Annotated in this window: 19 protein-coding genes and 1 tRNA gene; 6 read left to right on the top strand and 14 right to left on the bottom strand. The window is 60.2% G+C overall.

The window, feature by feature from the left end; all coding sequences use genetic code 11:
* Nucleotides 1-10: 10 nt before the first annotated feature.
* The 3 genes from RCAS_RS07475 to rocF all read right to left on the bottom strand — a co-directional run bounded on the left by RCAS_RS07475 (nucleotide 11) and on the right by rocF (nucleotide 2,122).
* Entirely contained in the window at nucleotides 11-673 is a 663-nt protein-coding gene (locus tag RCAS_RS07475) for a cytochrome c3 family protein (RefSeq protein ID WP_041330382.1), read from the bottom strand.
* 30 nt (nucleotides 674-703) lie between these two features.
* Nucleotides 704-925 (bottom strand): hypothetical protein, encoded by a 222-nt coding sequence (locus tag RCAS_RS25020; protein WP_157042585.1) that lies wholly within the window; start codon nucleotides 923-925, stop codon nucleotides 704-706.
* 297 nt (nucleotides 926-1,222) lie between these two features.
* A complete protein-coding gene (rocF, locus tag RCAS_RS07470) occupies nucleotides 1,223-2,122 on the bottom strand; it encodes an arginase (RefSeq protein WP_012119984.1) in 900 nt (299 codons plus the stop codon).
* 20 nt (nucleotides 2,123-2,142) lie between these two features.
* On the opposite strand from rocF, the gene RCAS_RS07465 reads away from it, so the two are divergent.
* Entirely contained in the window at nucleotides 2,143-2,568 is a 426-nt protein-coding gene (locus tag RCAS_RS07465; protein WP_012119983.1) for an ABA4-like family protein, read from the top strand.
* A gap of 72 nt (nucleotides 2,569-2,640) precedes the next feature.
* Here RCAS_RS07465 and RCAS_RS07460 read toward each other — a convergent pair whose 3' ends face one another.
* The gene (locus RCAS_RS07460) at nucleotides 2,641-3,603 is read right to left on the bottom strand and encodes a COX15/CtaA family protein (protein ID WP_041330380.1); all 963 of its coding nucleotides are present in this window, start codon (nucleotides 3,601-3,603) and stop codon (nucleotides 2,641-2,643) included.
* A gap of 486 nt (nucleotides 3,604-4,089) precedes the next feature.
* On the opposite strand from RCAS_RS07460, the gene RCAS_RS07455 reads away from it, so the two are divergent.
* Entirely contained in the window at nucleotides 4,090-4,470 is a 381-nt protein-coding gene (locus RCAS_RS07455) for a hypothetical protein (protein ID WP_012119981.1), read from the top strand.
* A gap of 95 nt (nucleotides 4,471-4,565) precedes the next feature.
* Here the strand turns inward: RCAS_RS07455 and RCAS_RS07450 are convergent, their stop codons facing one another.
* The 6 genes from RCAS_RS07450 to RCAS_RS07425 form a co-directional block, all read right to left on the bottom strand.
* Nucleotides 4,566-5,327 (bottom strand): amino acid ABC transporter ATP-binding protein, encoded by a 762-nt coding sequence (locus RCAS_RS07450; RefSeq protein WP_012119980.1) that lies wholly within the window; start codon nucleotides 5,325-5,327, stop codon nucleotides 4,566-4,568.
* Between the two features lie 7 nt (nucleotides 5,328-5,334).
* Nucleotides 5,335-6,546 (bottom strand): amino acid ABC transporter permease, encoded by a 1,212-nt coding sequence (locus tag RCAS_RS07445; RefSeq protein ID WP_012119979.1) that lies wholly within the window; start codon nucleotides 6,544-6,546, stop codon nucleotides 5,335-5,337.
* A 2-nt stretch (nucleotides 6,547-6,548) separates the two neighbouring features.
* Entirely contained in the window at nucleotides 6,549-7,739 is a 1,191-nt protein-coding gene (locus RCAS_RS07440) for an amino acid ABC transporter permease (RefSeq protein WP_012119978.1), read from the bottom strand.
* 348 nt (nucleotides 7,740-8,087) lie between these two features.
* A complete protein-coding gene (locus RCAS_RS07435; protein ID WP_012119977.1) occupies nucleotides 8,088-9,257 on the bottom strand; it encodes an amino acid ABC transporter substrate-binding protein in 1,170 nt (389 codons plus the stop codon).
* A gap of 236 nt (nucleotides 9,258-9,493) precedes the next feature.
* A complete protein-coding gene (locus RCAS_RS07430) occupies nucleotides 9,494-10,717 on the bottom strand; it encodes a vWA domain-containing protein (RefSeq protein ID WP_012119976.1) in 1,224 nt (407 codons plus the stop codon).
* A gap of 19 nt (nucleotides 10,718-10,736) precedes the next feature.
* A complete protein-coding gene (locus RCAS_RS07425) occupies nucleotides 10,737-11,627 on the bottom strand; it encodes an AAA family ATPase (protein ID WP_012119975.1) in 891 nt (296 codons plus the stop codon).
* Nucleotides 11,628-11,775: 148 nt separating this feature from the next.
* Between RCAS_RS07425 and RCAS_RS07420 the strand changes: the two genes are divergently transcribed.
* Nucleotides 11,776-12,609 carry a DUF4870 domain-containing protein gene (locus RCAS_RS07420; protein WP_012119974.1) on the top strand — a complete coding sequence of 278 codons (834 nt, stop codon included), beginning with the start codon at nucleotides 11,776-11,778 and terminating at the stop codon, nucleotides 12,607-12,609.
* On the opposite strand, the gene RCAS_RS07415 is transcribed toward RCAS_RS07420, so the two are convergent.
* From RCAS_RS07415 to ggt, 3 genes are all read right to left on the bottom strand, one after another.
* Entirely contained in the window at nucleotides 12,588-13,109 is a 522-nt protein-coding gene (locus RCAS_RS07415; protein WP_012119973.1) for a gamma carbonic anhydrase family protein, read from the bottom strand. The genes RCAS_RS07420 and RCAS_RS07415 overlap by 22 nt on opposite strands.
* A 261-nt stretch (nucleotides 13,110-13,370) precedes the next feature.
* Nucleotides 13,371-13,688, bottom strand: coding sequence for a hypothetical protein (locus RCAS_RS07410; protein WP_012119972.1), 318 nt, complete (start codon nucleotides 13,686-13,688; stop codon nucleotides 13,371-13,373).
* Between the two features lie 214 nt (nucleotides 13,689-13,902).
* Nucleotides 13,903-15,597, bottom strand: a complete 1,695-nt coding sequence (gene ggt / locus RCAS_RS07405) for a gamma-glutamyltransferase (protein ID WP_012119971.1) — start codon at nucleotides 15,595-15,597, stop codon at nucleotides 13,903-13,905.
* On the opposite strand from ggt, the gene RCAS_RS07400 reads away from it, so the two are divergent.
* The 3 genes from RCAS_RS07400 to RCAS_RS25015 all read left to right on the top strand — a co-directional run bounded on the left by RCAS_RS07400 (nucleotide 15,596) and on the right by RCAS_RS25015 (nucleotide 18,666).
* Nucleotides 15,596-16,552, top strand: coding sequence for an alpha/beta hydrolase (locus tag RCAS_RS07400; protein WP_041330377.1), 957 nt, complete (start codon nucleotides 15,596-15,598; stop codon nucleotides 16,550-16,552). The genes ggt and RCAS_RS07400 overlap by 2 nt on opposite strands.
* Before the next feature lie 1,024 nt (nucleotides 16,553-17,576).
* Nucleotides 17,577-18,155, top strand: coding sequence for a peroxidase-related enzyme (locus RCAS_RS07395; protein WP_041330375.1), 579 nt, complete (start codon nucleotides 17,577-17,579; stop codon nucleotides 18,153-18,155).
* Complete coding sequence (locus RCAS_RS25015; RefSeq protein ID WP_157042584.1) at nucleotides 18,139-18,666, top strand: hypothetical protein; 528 nt, start codon at nucleotides 18,139-18,141, stop codon at nucleotides 18,664-18,666. The genes RCAS_RS07395 and RCAS_RS25015 overlap by 17 nt, the downstream gene beginning before the upstream one ends.
* 84 nt (nucleotides 18,667-18,750) lie before the next feature.
* Here RCAS_RS25015 and RCAS_RS07385 read toward each other — a convergent pair.
* Nucleotides 18,751-18,825: transfer RNA gene (locus tag RCAS_RS07385), tRNA-Asn, on the bottom strand.
* Between the last annotated feature and the right edge of the window lie 133 nt (nucleotides 18,826-18,958).

The raw sequence follows: 18,958 nt of genomic DNA, 5'->3' as shown, positions 1-18,958 counted from the left end.
CGCTCAATTCCTAGCGGTGGCAAATGGCGCAATTCGTCAATTCCCACGACGAGCGAATTTCATATTCCTGCACCAGGCGTCGCCCAACCTCCAGTTGATTGGGTGGCGGTGTCCACGCCATATTGAAGACTTCTTCACGCGGGCGGACATACTTCTCCGGGTTGCGGTGGCAATCCAGACACCACGACATAAACAGCGGCTGCGTCTTGTACACCACGCGCATCTGATCGATGCGCCCGTGGCACGTCGAACAGCCAACGCCCTTGGCAACATGGATGCTATGGTTGAAGTAGACGAACTTGGGCAGGTCGTGAACTTTATTCCACTGAATAGAAGTCCCGGTTTCCCAACTCTGCCAGACGAAAGCGACCTTTTCGCTGCGGCTGATGATCTGCGAGTGACACCCCATACACGTCTCGGTTGGCGGAATGTTCGCGTGAGCCGAGACCTCAACCGCCGTATGGCAGTAGCGGCAATCCATTCCCAGCGCGACGTGCAGTTGATGGTTGAACCCGCCGCCGGGCTGTGGAATCTCGACACCCACGTCACGGTGCCAGTCCGACCAGCCGAACAGCCACCAGACTCCGCCGAGAATCGCCAGCACCAGCGGAATACCGGCAAAAATACTCACCCTGGCGAGCGTATTGGCTCTCCGATCGAATACCTGGGCCATGGGGCGCCTTTCTAGCATCTAGCAGGTTGTTCACAGCTGGAAGCGTATCAGCGGGATGCCGTTCAACCAACGCATCGGCTTGCCGGAAACCGCCAGAACCTCGCCACACCTCCAACGCCCCAGGAAGCGGACATGTCGAAAAACCCGTGTAGTACACACGGCATACGGTCGCCACGGACCATAGTTGAAGGGACGACCGGATGGTGTGAACCAACCAGAGCAAGCCGCCATAAACGACGGTATGCGTGACACGGCTTTCCGGGAGGAGCGCGATCGTCTGGTTGCACCCTCTCTAGTTCTCGCAGTGCGATTTGAGATGCGGTAGCGCAACGACGCCCATACGTGCGCCGAACACGCTGTCGAGAAAGCTGAACAGCATCTTGCAACCTTAGTTAATAATAGCACATCTGGTTACGAACACGTTCAAAAATGCCCGGTTAAAATAGTGAAGAAATCTCAACCGACACACAGATTCTCTACATTTAATAGACAAAAGGCACACAACTTATCAAAGTATACTTATTTGCACAGAAATGTCATAAAGTCCGCTCAATAAATCCGTTTCCCCAGCGCCGAGAGCGCAAACTCGACCGCCAGAAGCGCCGTCGTGTTGCGCTCGTCAAGAATAGGGTTGACTTCCACCAGATCAAGCCCGATCAAACGCCCGGACGCCGCCACCAGTTCCATCGCCAGATGCGCCTCACGATACGTCATGCCCCCGAGCACCGGCGTCCCGACCCCTGGCGCTTCGTTCGGATCGAGGGCATCGAGATCAAAACTCAGGTGAAATCCAGCCGTATTGACGCTGACGTGCAGGATCGCCTCTTCCATCACCGACGCCATCCCGCGTCGGTCGATGTCGTGCATCGTAAAGACGCGCACCCCGGATGCGCGGAGCGCGTCCCGTTCGCCGTCATCAAGGCTCCGCACACCCACCAGCGCCACATCCGCCGGATGCACCGCCGGCATCTGTCCGAGCACATCGGTCAGCAGAGGATGCCCGCGCCCGGTAAGCGCCGCAAGCCCCATGCCATGAATATTCCCCGAGGGCGTCGTCTCTGGTGTATTATAGTCGCCATGCGCATCGAGCCAGATCACGCCAATGCGTCGGTTGTGCGCCACACCTGCCACCGACCCAATCGACAAACTGTGGTCGCCGCCGAGCATGAGCGGCAGAGCGCCGGATGCGACGACGTCGCGCACGCGCTGCGCCAGGTCGCGGACGGCATGCGCGATGGGTTGGAGGTAGCGCAGCCGTTCATCCGGCGTTGGCGGTTCGATCTGTTCCGCCAGCGGAACGCTGATATTGCCAAGATCGCGCACCTGACAACCGAGCGCCACAATCCGCTCGCGCAGCCCAGCATACCGGATTGCACTCGGACCCATATCAACGCCGCGCCGACCGGCGCCAAGGTCGAGCGGCACGCCAATGATGGCGACATCGCGCATCTTATTCGAGGAGGAGAACAATGGAACGGTTCTTTCAGTATCTCAATGTTTTCCCAATGCCACTCTGGCTGGCGATGATGTTCGCCCCCGGGAATCCGCTCACCGAGCGGATGAGCCGTCCGGGACCACTGTTTATCATCACCGGGCTGAACTACATTGTCGCACTGGCGCTGGCAGTACGGCGCGGGCAGCGCGATGGCGCGGCAATAGATTTTACCTCACTTGAGGGAATTCGCAAGGGGATGAGTTCGCCGGAAGGCGCTGCTGCGGCGTGGGCGCACATGCTCGCCCTCGATCTCTTCAGCGGCGCGTGGATCTACCGTGAGTGCCGCCGTCTGAACGCACCCTGGCAGGTGCGCATCCCCGCGCTCTTTGCAACGTTGATGGCAGGTCCTGCCGGATTGATGGGGTTTCTGCTCTGGCGTTTGAGGAAAGGCGAGGAATGAAGACCGGCGAGCGGCAGGGAGGTTGCAAACGTCTCTGTCGCCCGCCGATCTCTCACTTTCTAACCCCGACCCCTAACCTTTCGCCCCGACCATCGAAGCCGCCGCACGTGTCTCGGCGGTGATCGCACTCACCCGTAGCGCTGATGCCGCCAGCAGAACGAGCGCAATCCACACCGCATCCGCCAGGAATAGATGCACCAGTTGCATCCAGACCGGCGCCTGAAGCGCGACGTTGACATACCCGGCAACAAGTTGCACGGCATACAATGCCGTCAGCGCAATCGCCAGCCAGCGCGTGGTGGCGCCAGGGCGCGCCGTGCTCGTATACCACGCGGCAACCACTACAAATGCACCGATGCCAATCGCCAGCGCGGGATGCATCATACGGATCGAGACGATTGCCGCAACGAGCGGCGCAAGGTCCTCTTCACTCCCGCCCGCGCGGGTGTGAGCGAAGAACAGCGTGTCGCCAAGCGCAATCACTGCGCCGGTCATTCCGACCAGGATCAACCCCACCATACCGGTCATCAGCCAGGAGGCGACGGCGCCCTGACCGCGCAGGCGGATCGGTTCACCGCCCGACGACCACCAACCGGTCAGGGTGATGCAGGCAAGCAGAATGAAGGTGTTCAGCAAATGCGCCGCCATAGAAACAGCACGGGTCAGCGACGCATTGTGCGCCACTAATTCAAACAGCACCAACCCGGCGCCTAGCAGCGCTTCGGTGATGATGAACACCATCGAGAGCAGCGCACCGCGCCGCACTATGTGACCACGCGGGTAAGCGCGATAGGACCACACCAGCATGCCGACCACCATGAGCAACGCCACACCGCTCGTCAGACGATGGGTGAACTCGACCATGGTTTCGACGGCTGGCGCGCGCGGAATGACTTCGCCGTTGCAGAGGGGCCAATGACTGCCGCATCCCGCGCCGGAACCCGTTGCACGAACGAAGGCGCCCCATAGAATGACCAGCAGATTGTAGATCAGCACTCCCCACGTATACAGAGGGAAACGATTGCGCGTCAGCATCGATTCTTCCTTCCCAGGCGCTCTAGATGCACGTTTTTGTATGGCACGCATTGTAGCCCTGATTCTGGAGAATGGTCAAGCGCCTCTTATGCATTCTGGGCGCGGGTGCGGGGGATAATATACCTGTGAACATCCGGCATGGTTACCCCGATCAGCGCGAGGGGTCGTGCGCGACCCGCTCAGATTCCGCGCTGCGCTCGGAATGACACGCATGCGGCAGCGTCAATCGTCATTGGGATAACGCGCTGCGCCCGCCGCGCAACCGTCGGGCATTTACGTCCAGGCGCGCTGCGGTCAGAAACGTTATGGTTGCCGACAACTCATGCCTGCGTCTCACCCCTTTCACTATTTGTTGATGGTTTCAACGTATGGTATACTAAAAGCAACGCCCTTCCCGTCACGCTATGAAAACCGTTGCCGCGCGCGCATTGCTCGCTCGGGGTCGGATGTCGTCCCCGGCGCTACGTCGTTGAGAGGAGTCCGCCCGTGGTCAAACGCTCTAAACCCCCCGATTTCGAGCGCATGGCGCGTGAGGCTGGTTATCGTATAACCGGCATCGAGCAACTGCGCAGCAATCGCTGGTTGCTGACATTGAGCGATGGCAATGGGCGCACCGTTCTCGTGCTGGCGCAGGCTCGTTCACTCATCGGTTCCGCCGATGTTCAGGATTTATGGGAACTGGTTCGCCTGCGCAATCCAGCAACCGGCATTCTCCTGGCGCTCGACGGCAGTTTCAGCCCCACGGCGCATCACACGTGCGCCGAACTCCGCGATCAACGATTGCACCTCTGCACATCGTTGCCATCGGCTGCAATCTCAGCGGTCGAGCAATCATCGGCAAACGGCGCATTCGCATCGTCCCGTTAGGCCATCTCCGAACGCCCCTGCGCCTTCCGTATATGGTGAAGAACGAGCGATCCAACCAGAGGCGAGATACCGGTCTCTGCCCTGTAGATAGACGATTAATGGGATAGCACCTGAGAGAGGAATAACTTCGTGCGCGCTTCGCGGGGATCGCCGAAAATCTGCTCTGGCGCACCGCTTTCCACAATCTGCCCCTGATCAAAGAAGTACATCGTATCGGCGACGGCGCGGGCAAACCCCATTTCGTGCGTCACAACGATCATGGTCATACCACTTTCCGCCAACTCGATCATAACATCGAGCACTTCTTTGATCATCTCCGGGTCGAGCGCCGAAGTTGGCTCATCGAAGAGCATAATCTTCGGTTGCATCGCCAGGGCGCGCGCAATCGCCACACGCTGCTGCTGACCGCCGCTCAACTGCCCCGGATACTTGCGCGCCTGCTCAGGAATGCCAACCCGCTTCAGCAGTTGCATGGCAATCTCTTCCGCCTGCGCTTTCGTCCAACCGCGCACCCATATCGGCGCCAGAGTGATATTGTCGATCACGGTGAGGTGGGGAAAGAGGTTGAACTGCTGAAAGACCATGCCGGTTTCCATGCGGATGCGCTCAATGTTGCGCACATCGTGGGTCAGTTCGATCCCATCCACGGTGATCTGACCGCGCTGATGCTCCTCCAGCCGATTGATCGTGCGGATGAAGGTCGATTTGCCGGAGCCGGAAGGACCAAAGACGACCACGACTTCACCCCGGCGCACGTCCATATCGATGCCGCGCAGCGCGTGGTAATTGCCGTACCACTTATGCACATCGCGGCAAATGATGATCGGATCGGCGGTTGACGATGTGTTGGCGCTCATATCTGCATTAACGTCCTGTGTGCAGTTGTGCTTCCAATCGCTGGCTGAACGCCGACATCAGATAGCAGAAGACGCCATAGACGAATGCAACGAAGGTGTAGACTTCCGCCTGTAATCCCAGAAAGTCGGGCTGCGCCAGAACGGTTCTGGCAATGCCCATAAGATCAAGCAGACCGACGATCACCACCAGCGAGGTGTCCTTGAACAACGCGATGAACTGCCCCACGAGAATCGGGATCACGGCTCTGAGCGCCTGCGGCAGGATGATCAGCAGCGTCATCTTCCAGGCGCTCAAACCCAATGCGCGTGCCGCTTCATACTGACCACGCGGGATCGACTGCAAGCCGCCGCGCACATTCTCGGCCAGGTAGGCGGCGCTGAAAATAATCACCCCTGCCATCGCGCGCACCACCCGATCAATCGTCACGCCCGGCAGGAACAACGGGAGCATCAGTTGCGCCATGAACAGCACACTGATGAACGGCACACCGCGGATCAGTTCGATGTAGATGACGCAGAGCCAGTGAATCACCGGCAATTTCGACTGCCGCCCCAACGCCAGTAGAACGCCGAGCGGGAAAGAGAGCACAATCCCAACGACCGTCAGCAGCAGCGTGAGCAGCAACCCGCCCCAAAGGTTGGTCGGCACAGGCGGTAGGACGCTATCAGCAGCGCCAAACCCGCTGACCAGCACAAAGAGGATGGGGAAGTAGAGAATCCAGCCAATGATACTGACCCGCCGCAACGCGCCGCTCCAGCGCCAACTCAGCGTATACCCGACGACGCCCGCGATGCCGGTGATCAGCAGCGCGACACGCGATGTCTCATCAGAGGTCGTGATCGCCAGAATGAAGGGCAACGCACCGAACGCTATCGCTCCACCGCGCTGCGTCCTGCCCCAAATGCCCCACGACATGCCGATCAGGAATGCCAGCAACGCCACGCATGCCCAGATGCGCCAGAGCGCTGTCACCGGGTACTGCCCGACCAGAAACAGGCGCAGGTTGGCGCTAATGACCTCCCAGCGCGCCTGTGTGAGCGCCCACTCCAGTATGCCGCGCACAAGAAACGCCGTCAGCGCCAGCATTATGATTGTGAGCAGCGTATTGTACCAGGTGCTGAACAGGTTCTTGTGCATCCAGCGAACGACGCTGTATCGTTCGGTTGGCGGCGGCAGCGCCTCGGCGGATTTTGAAACGGTTGGCGTCCTGGCGCTCATCGTCAACGCTCCACCAGACGGACACGACGGTTGTACCAGTTCATGATCAGCGATGTCAGCAGGCTTAAGATCAGGTAGACCGCCATCACCACAGCGATCATCTCAACGGCGCGCCCGGTCTGATTGATAATCGTGCCGGAGACCGCAAACAGATCGGGATACCCGATAGCGACCGCCAGTGTCGAGTTCTTGGTCAGGTTCAGGTACTGGTTGGTAATCGGCGGAATGATCAGGCGCAGCGCCTGCGGAAAGACAACCAACCGCAGCGTGCGTGACGGTGTAAGTCCCAGCGCGCGCGCCGCCTCGACCTGACCTTTGGGCACAGCCTGAATACCGGCGCGCACCACTTCGCCGATGAATCCTGCCGTATAAAGAACAAGACCGATCAGCAGCGCCATAAATTCCGGCGACAACACCCGCCCGCCTTGAAAGTTGAACCCGGCAATTTCCGGGTACGAGAGGATCAACGGCGGTTGCGGCAACGCGACCCATCCAACCATCGCAATCACCGCTATGGTCAGCAACGAGAACCAGACCAACGGACGCGGGCGACCGCTCTGTTCCTGCCACCGGTGCATGGCAAACCCGACCAGCGCACCCGCAATCAGCGCACCGACCAGAACGGACATATAGAGGGACCACGTATCGGTTGGTTCGCCCCAGGGAACAGCCACCCCGCGATTGCTCAGATAGACGGGACCGATATTCACCGCCTGACGGGCGCGGGGCAGTTTCAGAAAGAAGGCGGTGTAGATAAAGACGAGCAGCACCAACAGCGGCACATTGCGCATGATCTCCACAAACACCCACGCCATACGATTGACGAGCCAGTTGCTTGAGAGGCGCGCAACACCCACCACAATACCCAGCAGCGTAGCCAGCACAATACCCAGCAGGCTGACCACAACCGTGTTAAGTAACCCGACCTGGAGCGCGCGCGCAAAGGTATCGCTGCTGCTATACGCAATCAGCGCATCGCTGATGTCGAACCCTGCGCCGCTATTGAGAAAATCGAATCCCAGCGCCAGCCCCTGCTGACGGAGCGACGTCAACATATTGCGCAGCGCCACGGAACCAACCCAGATCACCAGCGCCAGAAAAAGGATCTGGATGGCGATCTGGATGAACCGTTCATCGCGCCAGAAGGCGCGGCTCAATCGCAGCGGCGATGTTGGGCGCGGAGGCGCTTCCATGGCTGACACCTGGGACTATCCGAAATAACCCTGTATTGCCGTCATTGCGAGGCGCACCAGCGCCAGGGGTATCCTGTTTGAAAAAGATCTTGCGCTGCTGCGCTCGTCGTGACGCCCGACCGTCAATTTTCGGGCAGGCTCTGGAGCAATCCCTACGAGAGAGGAGATTGCTTCGCTCGCAATGACACTGCTCCTTCGTATTCTAACCCGTATTCGCGCGCAATCCAATGAGATTGCTTCGCTTCGCTCGCAATGACACTGCTCCTGCGATTATTCGGACAGGTTCTTATCCACATCAATGAGACCTTGCAGACTCACATGGTCTGCGAGGTCTCACTCCTGAGCGGTTTACCGGAACGGCGGCGCGTAGAGCAATCCGCCCTGAGTGTAAAGATTGTTGATGCCACGTGGAATGGCAGTCTTCGTATTCGGGCCGAGATTGCGGTCGTAGATCTCGCCATAATTGCCGACCGCTTTGATGACATTGGCAGCCCAATCCTTACTCAAGCCCAGCTTCGCACCGAGGTCCACATTTGGATCAGCGCCAAGCAAGCGCCGAACTTCGGGACGGGTATCGGTTTCTTTGAGTTGATCCACATTTTGCGATGTGATACCGAACTCTTCAGCGGCAAACGTGGCAAATACCGCCCACTGCACAATGTCGAACCACTGGTCGTCGCCCTGGCGCACCATCGGACCAAGCGGCTCCTTCGACAGCGTCACATCGAGGATGACGTGATCATCGGGGTTGGGCAGCACTGAGCGGCGCGACACGAGACCGGACTTATCGGTCGTCACGGCATCGCAACGCTCCTCGGCGTAGGCGGCGAAGGTGCTGTTGGCGTCCTCGAACGTTGCGGGGGTATACGCCAGGTTACGCGCGTTCATCTGGTCCGCCAGGTTCAACTCGGTCGTCGTGCCCTTCTGCACACAGATCGTCGCGCCGTTCAAGTCTTCGAGCTTCGTAATATTCGAGGCTTTCGGGACCATAATACCCTGACCGTCGTAGAACGTCGTGGCGACGAAATTGCCGCCGTTGTCGGTATCACGGGTGAGCGTCCAGGTCGTGTTGCGGATGAGCACATCGATCTCGCCGCTCTGCAAGGCGGCAAAGCGCTGCTCCGCAGTCAGTGGACGATATTCGATCTTGCTGACATCATTGAAAATGGCTGCTGCCAGCGCCTTGCAGTAATCGATATCGAAACCGCTGAAAGCGCCTGTCGGATCGACGAACCCAAAACCGGGAACCTGGCTGTTGACGCCGCAGATCAGTTTGCCGCGCGCCTGAATCGCCTTGAGCGTCTCACCGAAACCAGCAGGAGCGGCAGACGCCGGAGCAGGCGCGGGAGTCGCTGCCGGTTGTGCAGGCGCGCCGCCGCCAACCGGCGTCACTTCGACAACGCGAGTCACTTCGACGATGCGGGTCACTTCCACCGGTTGCCCCGTCTGGGCTGCCGGTTGACCACACGCAGCCAGCAGGAGCGGAATGACGATCAGCCATCCGAGCACGCGTTTCATAGCGCACATCCTTTCTTATGGGGAGTCTGGACGATGATTTGCGTATTATATACCAACTTTTACGTGCAAGAACTGAGAGCCGAGAACTGAGAACCTTCCCATCTTCATCTCTCACTCTTCTCTCTCGTGTCGTGTTTTTCAGGAGCGGGGGGATGTTGAGGCGAGGCGCTGCGACGACAGTACTGGCGTCCTCGTCCCCGAAAGCGGGCAATGTAATCGAAGGGCTTGCCCGAACGCTACACTTGTGCGATCACTCTCCCACCGGCGTTCTGGCGGCGCTCCGGTCGGCGCGCGCCGAGCATCGCAAGTTTTGCGCCGAGTTGTTCGAGGCTGATCAGGTTATGCACCGGCAGGAAGTCGTCGATGAAGGGAAGCGCCGCCTGCATCCCCTGGGTTAGCGGCTGATAGCGCGGATTACCGAGCAGCGGGTTCAGCCAGATCAGGCGATAGCAGGAGCGTTGCAACCGTGCCATTTCGCGCGCGAGCACCTGCGGATCGCCACGGTCCCAGCCATCGCTGATCAGCAGCACCACCGGTCCACGCCCAAGCACCCGCCGCGACCAGGAGTAGTTGAAGTGGCGCACCGCATCGCCGATGCGCGTCCCGCCCGACCAATCGACGACCTGTTTACTGACGGCGGCGATTGCTTCATCGATATCGCGTTCGCGCAACAGGCGTGTAATGCGCGTCAGGCGCGTGCCGAACACAAACGCCTCGACATCGCGCAGACCATTCGAGATCGTGTGGACGAACTGGAGCAGAATGCGGCTATAGCGATCCATCGAGCCACTGATGTCGCACAGCACAACCAGGGGACGCTGGCGATAGCGCGGTTCGCGGAAGGTCAGTTCGATCGGCTCACCGCCATACCGCAGGTTTCGGCGCAGGAGACGGCGCATATCGATCACGCCAGGGCGGTTCGCCGAACGGCGGCGGCGCGTGCGGCGCGGCTCGATACGCCATTCGAGCGTGCGCAGCAACTCTTTGCACGCCTGCACTTCTTCGTATGTAAAGTTGCCAAAGTCTTTGGTCCGCAGCGTTTCGGCAGCAGTGAACGTCAGGGTGAACCCGACCTTCTCCTCCTGCTGTTCTTCGTGACGATCCGGCTCCTTGTGACCATCGCCCTGGCCACGCGGACGCCGCGGCAGACGCAGCGGCTTTGGCGGCGTTTTGACTACCGGGATCGCCAGCATCAGCGGGTCGAAACCCGACTGCGTGCGCCAGTAAAAATCAAAGGCGGCATCGAACACCGGCAGGTCCTCCCGCCGGCAGACCAACGTACAGCGCGCAGCAGCGCGGAAATCGTTGCGCGACATGATAGGGACGTGTTCCAGCGCCCGCACCAGATCAATCGTCTGCTCGACGCTCACCTTGATGCCGGTGTTACGCAACAGGTGCGCAAACGCAACCACGTGCGTCATCAGGTTACCGTGGGGAACGAGCGTTTCAAATTCGTCCATAGTAGGGTTGAGCGATCTCCTACATGCCCACCTTCTCCAACAGCGAGCGCACCCCCTGCCCGCGCACCTGCGCAATGTCGTCCTGGTACTTCAGAATGGCGCCGAGCGTATCCTCAACGAGATCGGCGGTCAGTTCACGCGCATCGAGCGCCGTGAGCGCTGTCGTCCAATCGAGCGTCTCGGCGACGCCGGGAAGCTTGAAGAGATCGAGTTTGCGCAGTTCATGGACGAACGCCACTACTTGACGCGACAGCCGCTCCGATGCGCCGGGCACTTTGGCATTGACGATCTGAAGTTCTTTATCAAGCGACGGATAATCGATCCAGTAAAAGAGACAGCGCCGCTTCAGCGCATCGTGAATCTCGCGGGTGCGGTTGCTGGTGATAACGACCGTCGGCGGTTGACTGGCGCGGATCGTTCCAATCTCCGGGATGCTGATCTGCCAGTCGGAGAGCAATTCGAGCAGAAATGCCTCGAACTCTTCATCAGCGCGGTCGATCTCATCGATCAGCAGCACCGGCGGCCGTTCCCAACTCTCTTCGATAGCCTGGAGCAACGGGCGCTTGATCAGAAACTCAGGGCTGAAGATTTCATTGAGCGCAGCATGGGCATCGGCGGCGCCAAGCGCCTCTATCAGGCGGATCTGCACCATCTGCCGGGTATAGTTCCACTCATAGATCGTCGTGTTGACGTCGAGACCTTCGTAGCACTGAAGGCGAATCAGGTGGCGGTCTTGCATCCGCGCCAGCGTTTTGGCGATCTCGGTCTTGCCAACCCCCGCTTCCCCTTCCAGCAGCAGCGGTTTTTGGAGTTTGAGCGCCAGAAAAATTGCGGTTGTCAATGGACGGTCGGCAATGTAGTGGTGTGCGGCGAGCGCTTGCTGTAACTCGTCAATGGTTGTGAAGTGCATAGGTTCTGATGATCCTGTCGTGGGCGAACTCCATCTATTGTACCTGAACAATGCCACGGGTTGCAAAGGATATGAGCGACCGCATCCATCCTCGCCACATCTGTGCTATAATCGCCGGTACGGTGCATGGGCGTGAGTGGAACCAGACATGGCTCGACCCGACGAAGATGAGCGCCTGACAGCGGCAATGGCGCACGCCAGTATGATAGCGAATGCGACCGGTTTGACCGGACTGGTGCTGACCGTCGTGCTTTGGGCGACGCAGCGCCGGAGATCGCGTTTTGTGCGCGCGCATATCGTGCAGGCGCTCGTCTATCAGGCAGGCACGCTTTTGGGAGTCGTGCTGCTAATGCTCTTGTGGTCCGGGTGCCTGGTGCTCTCGTTGCTGCCTGCCGCGCTGCGACCAGACCTCTACCGTGATGGTACGTTGCCAGATACGTTCTGGATTGCGTTGTTCGGTCTGATCGTTCCCATTGTGTATGGATTTGCTGCGACCCTGTATGCACTCTACGGGGCATACCAGGTCTATCGCGGCAACCGATTCGCCTATCCGCTCGCCGGACGCCTCGTGGCGCGTGATCTGGAAGCGGCGTCATCTGACGCACCCGTATCAGCAACACTCCAATCAGGTACACCGTCGCTCCCTTCGCCTGGCAGCCCGCTTGTCGCGCAACCATCGACGCCTGCACCTCCAACTACGCCACAGGCGCGCGTCGTGGAAGAATCGGCGAAGCCGGACACATCAGCGGCGCCGGCCACGGCTGCCGCGCCTCCTTCGTCCTCCGAAGCGGCCACAACAGTCGGCAGCGCGGGGAGCGCACCATCATCCACCGATAGTGCGCCACCTGTTTCTGGCGCCCATGAGGTTGCAGAAGTTAAGCCAGTGCAGGACGCGCTCGACCAGGGTTCACGGTTGCCCGACAGAGTCGCCGCTTCACCTGCCGACGCCCCATCGACCGGTCAGGCGCCGGACGAACGGTAGCGCTCCTTCAGCGCCACGTAGCGTTGCGCCGTTCGGCGGATCCGTTCGAGACGCCCTTCGCCGAGCGGGCGAATAACACCGGGTATGCCCATCACCAGCGACCCTGGTGGAACGATCATGCCCTCGGTCACCAGGGCGCGCGCTGCGATCAGGCTACCGGCGCCGATCTGCGCATGATTCAGCACCACCGCACCGATCCCGATCAGCACATCATCCTCGACGGTGCAGCCATGAACAACGGCTGCATGCCCGATGCTCACACCGTCGCCAATCGTCAGCCGGGCGTCTGGGTCGGCATGGAGCACGCTGCCATCCTGGATATTACACCGCGCACCGATACGAATGAATCCATTATCGCCACGAATGACGACCATAGGCCACACCGACGAGTCGGCGCCAATGCTGACCGTGCCGTGTACATATGCATATGGCGAAATATACGCGGTTGGATGGATGTCGAGCCGGTCGGTGATGTCGGGGAAGGTGAATGGTTCGGTCATGAGATTCTGTCCTGGGATGGATGATGATTGCGTTCGGATGCTGTAGGGGCGGATCTCACGTTGCAGCCATGTTCCTCAGAGGGCGGGGCTGATAGAGTGTGCAGACGCCTCCAACACAGCCTTGCGCTATCCGAAATTCAGGCGATCGGCGACGGCGTGGATGTCTCTGCACTATGGATAACGCCAACAAATGCGCCTTCGATCAGAACCTGTCGATGTCGCACTGCGATATATGAGTTTGCCCCACAAGTCGCTGAGACATTAGGGGGTTACACCACTAAAGTTAAACCGCAAGAGATCGCCCGAAGCCGCCAGCGACGAAAGATACCAGAGCGGGGCATAGACGAATGCGAAGACCAGCATGCCCATCAGAACAACGCCAATCAGACTTTTGAGCGCATTCCGACCACTCAGAAGATCGCTCAGCACGATCACGATACCGGTCATAATTGCGCCTCCGATCAGGATCATCCCGATCGCGCTTGAGAGTAAGCCAGGCAGCAGAGCCGCCAGCATTGCCAGGCTGCCAATGCACCCAATAAAGGCGCCGAACAAATCACGTGCGCTGCGTTTTGCCATGGATTGTTCCTCCTCACGATGCTTGATTGATTGCTGTGGAGCAGGCAAGGCTGCGATAAAACCGGATATGCCCGTCGTGAGATCGAGGACGGTAGTATGTATCGGACATTGTACGCTCATATGCCTGGATCGGTCAATCTTGGTTTCTGGATGCTGATTTCGTGTCCTCCCGACAACCCACTGCGGGCAACCCGCCGGGTTGTCCCTACGACGTTCAGCCGATGTGCAATGCCATCCCCGCGCCGCCGGGGTCGGACGCGCCGCGCAACCCGCCGCGCACCGGGTCGATGCTGATGACCTGCACCAGCCCAAATGCGCCATAACTCTGCGGCGCCCGCACCACCGGGTAATGTTCACGCACAGTATCGCAAATGTACTCAGGAATGCGGTTCTGCACCACAATCCGCTCACCCTGGCAGTCGAATCGTGGCGCCTGCACCGCTTCCGCCGGACTCATCCCAAAGTCGATGATGTTCACCAGCACCTGCAATACGCCGGTGATAATCCGGTTTGCGCCAGGTGCGCCGAGGACCAGCACCGGACGGTTATCGGCGTACACGATAGTGGGTGACATACCGGTGGTGCGCCCTTTGCGCGGCGCAATCGAGTTGCGATGACCGGGGATCGGATTGAAATTGATCATCGAGTTGTTGTACATAAAGCCAAGACCTGGCGTGATGACCCCCGACGACATACCGAGTGAGTGGGTCAACGCGACGCAGTTGCCCGCAGCATCGACGACGCTGACGTGAGTCGTGTCGGGCGGACCACCAGGCAGCGCCTCGACATCAATCGGCTGTCTCGCGTCGATCCGCGTCCGCCACTGCGCGGCGCGTTCTTTGCTCGTGAGTCGGTCGAGGGGAACAGCCTCGAACGCCGGATCGCCGATAAAACGATTGCGATCCGCAAACGCGGCTTTCATCGCCATGGCTACGGTGAGGATATAATCGGCGCTGTTGTGCTCGAGTTCGCGCAGGTCGTACCCTTCGAGAATGTTCAGCACTTCAATCAGGGTCGGACCACCGTGCGGCGCCTGCGACGATACAATCGTGTACCCGCGGTACGTGCCAATTGTCGGCGGCTCTTCGCGCAGCGCATAGTCCGCCAGGTCCTCGGCGGTGACAAAGCCATCGTTGGCGGTGATGTCCCCGGCGATGCGCTGTGCCAGTTCACCATGGTAGAAGTCGTCGGGACCGGCGTCCGCGAGGCGGCGCAGGGTACGGGCATAGTCCGGGTTGCGCAGGATCATCCCCTCGTCGTAGGGGCGTCCATCGGCGGTCAGGTAGATACGGCGCGCTTCTTCATTCGCCAGAATGTAGTCGAGCAGCGAACTCGCCTCTGGGTAGAGCGCGCGAGTCTTCCAGCGGCTCGCCAGAACGCTATCGACCATGAACCCTTCTTCAGCGACGCGGATTGCCGGTTCGAGCGCCTGCGCCCAACTGATGCTTCCCCAACGCTCCAGCAGGGTTGCCAGTCCCTTCACCGCACCCGGTGTGCAGATCGCTCGATAGCCCACATCGTTGACCTTGTCGGTCAGAAAGTATCCCCATCCGTCGGGGTTCATGCCGATAACGCGATCAACCCACATATCGGAGCGCACCCGCGAGCCGGCAAGTGCAGGCGCGTCGAGCAGGATCGTGCGCGCTGCGGGTTCGCCCGCCAGTCGCACGACTGCAAGCGCATACCCGCCCAGACCACACATCTGCGGGTTGACAATCATCTGCACAAAGGCGCAGGTCACAGCGGCATCGATGGCATTGCCGCCGTTCATGAGCGCCCGCGCGCCGGACTCGACGGCTATCGGTTCTGGCGCCACAATCATTCCTGGCATCGGCGTCTCTTTCGTCGTCAGCGAAGTAAATAGAGTAGAATAGTGCAGCACAGTATACAAGATCAGGAGACTGACCATGTCACGTTTCTGGCGGCTGGCGCCGTTCCTTGCCGGGTTGGGCGCGGGAATAGCGGTCGGTCCGACGGCGTACCGCACGACTGAGGCACTGCGCCTGATGATCTTCAGCACACGTCAGCCATTGTGGCGCTTCCCCGCCGATCTGAACCTCCGCGCCGAAGATGTGACGTTCCCGTCGCAGGATGGCGTCACGTTGCGCGGGTGGTTCATCCACCGGGCGAATGCTGACGGTTCGCCAGCACCCACGATTGTGTTTATTCACGGTTGGCCCTGGAACCGCTGTGGCAACCGCGCTGGCGCAACACTGCTTCCCGACCGCACGATCGATTTTCTCGAACCGGCAGCCGCCTTTAGCCGCGCCGGATTCCACGTGCTGCTCTTCGATCTGCGCAACCATGGACTCAGCGACGCCAGGATACCGGTGACATTCGGCGTCAACGAAGCGCGCGACGTGATCGGCGCAGTAGCGATGCTGCGCGCGCGGCAGGACGTGGACGGCGGGCGGATCGGACTGATTGGATATTCGATGGGAGCGAACGCTGCGCTGTGCGCCGCCCCTGAATGCGCACCCATTCGTGGCATTGTTGCCGTGCAACCGACAAGCGCGCAGGTGTTTGCGCCCAATACTGCGCGCGACGTGCTCGGTCCCGCCGGTCCGACGTTGATTCAGATAGGCGGGCTGATCCACCGGGCATTTGGCGCACCGCCGTTGAGCGCCATTGCGCCAGCGGCGTGGGTCCACCGCCTGCGCGATACCGACGTACTCTACATCCAGGGCGCCGGCGACCGCTGGGGATCGCTGGCGGATGTCGCGGCAATGGCAGCGAACACTCCGCGTGCGCGTCCCGTCGTCGCGGCGCCATCGAATGAACGGTACGGCGGGTACCTGTACGTCGCCGGGCATGTGGATGCCATTATCGCGTTTTTCAGGGAGAGTTTGGGGGTTGAAGGTTGAACGGCATCCGTTACAGGTTGCCCGTTGATTGGAGCAGCGATCCTGGATAGGGCGGTCATTCCAAGCGCAGCGCGGAATCTCGACGCGGGCGGTCATTCCAAGCGCAGCGCGCAATCCCGACGCGAGTTGTCATTCCGAGCGCAGCGCGCAATCCCGACGCGAGTTGTCATTCCGAGCGCAGCGCGCAATCCCGACGCGAGTTGTCATTCCGAGCGCAGCGCGCAATCCCGACGCGAGTTGTCATTCCGAGCAAAGCGCGCAATCCCGACGCGAGTTGTCATTCCGAGCGCAGCGCGCAATCCCGACGCGAGTTGTCATTCCGAGCAAAGCGCGCAATCCCGACGCGAGTTGTCATTCCGAGCGCAGCGCGCAATCCCGACGCGAGTTGTCATTCCGAGCGCAGCGCGCAATCCCGACGCAAGTTGTCATTCCGAGCGAAGCGAGGAATCTCAACGCGAGTTGTCATTCCGAGCAAAGCGCGCAATCCCGACGCGAGTTGTCATTCCGAGCGCAGCGCGCAATCCCGACGCGAGTTGTCATTCCGAGCGAAGCGAGGAATCTCAACGCGAGTTGTCATTCCACAATCCTTCGTTCCGGCGACGCCTCTGCGCAAGGTGACCGGCGCGCGGCGTCGCAATGGGGCACAAGGCAAAGCCTCGTTGGAGTCTCAAGGTCGCCGAACCAGAAATCATACCAATGACGGTTGAAGATGCCGCATGCTTGTCATTCCGAGCCCTTCGCTTCGCTCAGGGTAAACGCAGCGAGGAATCTCAGCGGGTCGCGCACGACCCCTCGCTCTGCTCGGGGTAACCATGCCGGATGTTCACAGGGAATTGGTATCACACCCTTCGACGCCATCAAATGGGAGTTCCCGATTCGGCGACGAGGACGGCGAATGTCCCGGCGCTCTGTTTTCCTCACCCCGCTATGCGCCGTCCGACAGGCGTATAATGAGAGAGCAACGCATCGATATGATGCGCCAATGCCCGTCTGGTTCCACAGTGCATTGCCGAGAGAGGTGTGTATGGACGCCCCCGAACACCCGATCAGCCGTTTTCCGCTCCCCGTTCGGATCGATGAACTGCCGCCGGACATTCGCAAACGGATTGAGCAGGTCGCCGTGAAGAGCGGCTTTGTACCCAACATCTTTCTGGCGCTCGCCCATCGTCCCGACGAATTTCGCGCCTTTTTCGCCTACCACGACGCGCTGATGAATCGCCCCTCAAACCTTTCTCAAGCAGAAAAGGAAATGATCGTGGTGGCGACTTCGGCGGTCAACGATTGTCTCTATTGCGTGATCGCCCACGGCGCGATTTTGCGGATCCGCAGCAAAAACCCGCGCCTCGCCGAACAAATTGCCGCCAATTACCGCCGTGCCGAGATCACCCCACGCCAGCGGGCTATGCTCGATTACGCGCAGAAAGTGGCAGTCGATTCGGCCCGGATCAGCGACGATGATTGGCAGCCGCTCTATCAGCACGGCTTTACACAAGAAGATATCTGGGAGATCGGCGCAATTGCCGCCTTCTTCGCTATGAGCAACCGTCTCGCCAATATGAGCGCATTACGCCCGAATGATGAGTTTTATGGGATGGGACGCTGACGATGTGGACACGCCGGTGTGCGCTGTCATTGCGAGACCGGCGCAGCCAGTCGAAGCACGCTCGTCACTCCGCCACCGGCGCCGCCGGGCGAAGCAATCTCGTCACTCCGCCACCGGCGCCGCCGGTCGAAGCAATCCCCCCGCCGGGCACGCCAGTGCGCGCTGTCATTGCGAGCCGCCGCAGGCGGCGAAGCAATCCCGTCACTCCGCCACCGGCGCCGCCGGTCGAAGCAATCTCGTCACTCCGCCACCGGCGCCGCCGGGCGAAGCAATCCTCCCGCCGGGCACGCCAGTGCGCGCTGTCATTGCGAGCCGCCGCAGGCGGCGAAGCAATCTCGTCACTCCGCCACCGGCGCCGCCGGGCGAAGCAATCCCCCCCGCCGGGCACGCCAGTGCGCGCTGTCATTGCGAGCCGCCGCAGGCGGCGAAGCAATCTCGTCACTCCGCCACCGGCGCCGCCGGGCGCGACCGCGTTCTGCCTATGCCATCGAGTGCAACCGGATGCACCTGACCGGCGCCGAAGACCAGATGTGCCGCTGTTCCTGGAGTGATGTGCCTGGAAACAAAAACACCCGGTATGGTTCCGGGCGTTTACTGGCTCCCCGACCAGGATTCGAACCTGGAACCTACTGATTAACAGTCAGCCGCTCTACCGTTGAGCTATCGGGGATCGTCAGTTCCGCTACGAGATTATACACTTCCGGCGGCGGTCTGTCAAACTTGACTCGCGGGCTTGCTCTGTGCTACGATGAACGCTGTTCCGGATTCGGATGGCATCCCTGCTCCGCCAGAGAGGTGTTCGG

Source organism: Roseiflexus castenholzii DSM 13941, assembly GCF_000017805.1.
Lineage (GTDB): Bacteria > Chloroflexota > Chloroflexia > Chloroflexales > Roseiflexaceae > Roseiflexus > Roseiflexus castenholzii.
This window is presented reverse-complemented; position numbering and strand designations above follow the sequence as displayed.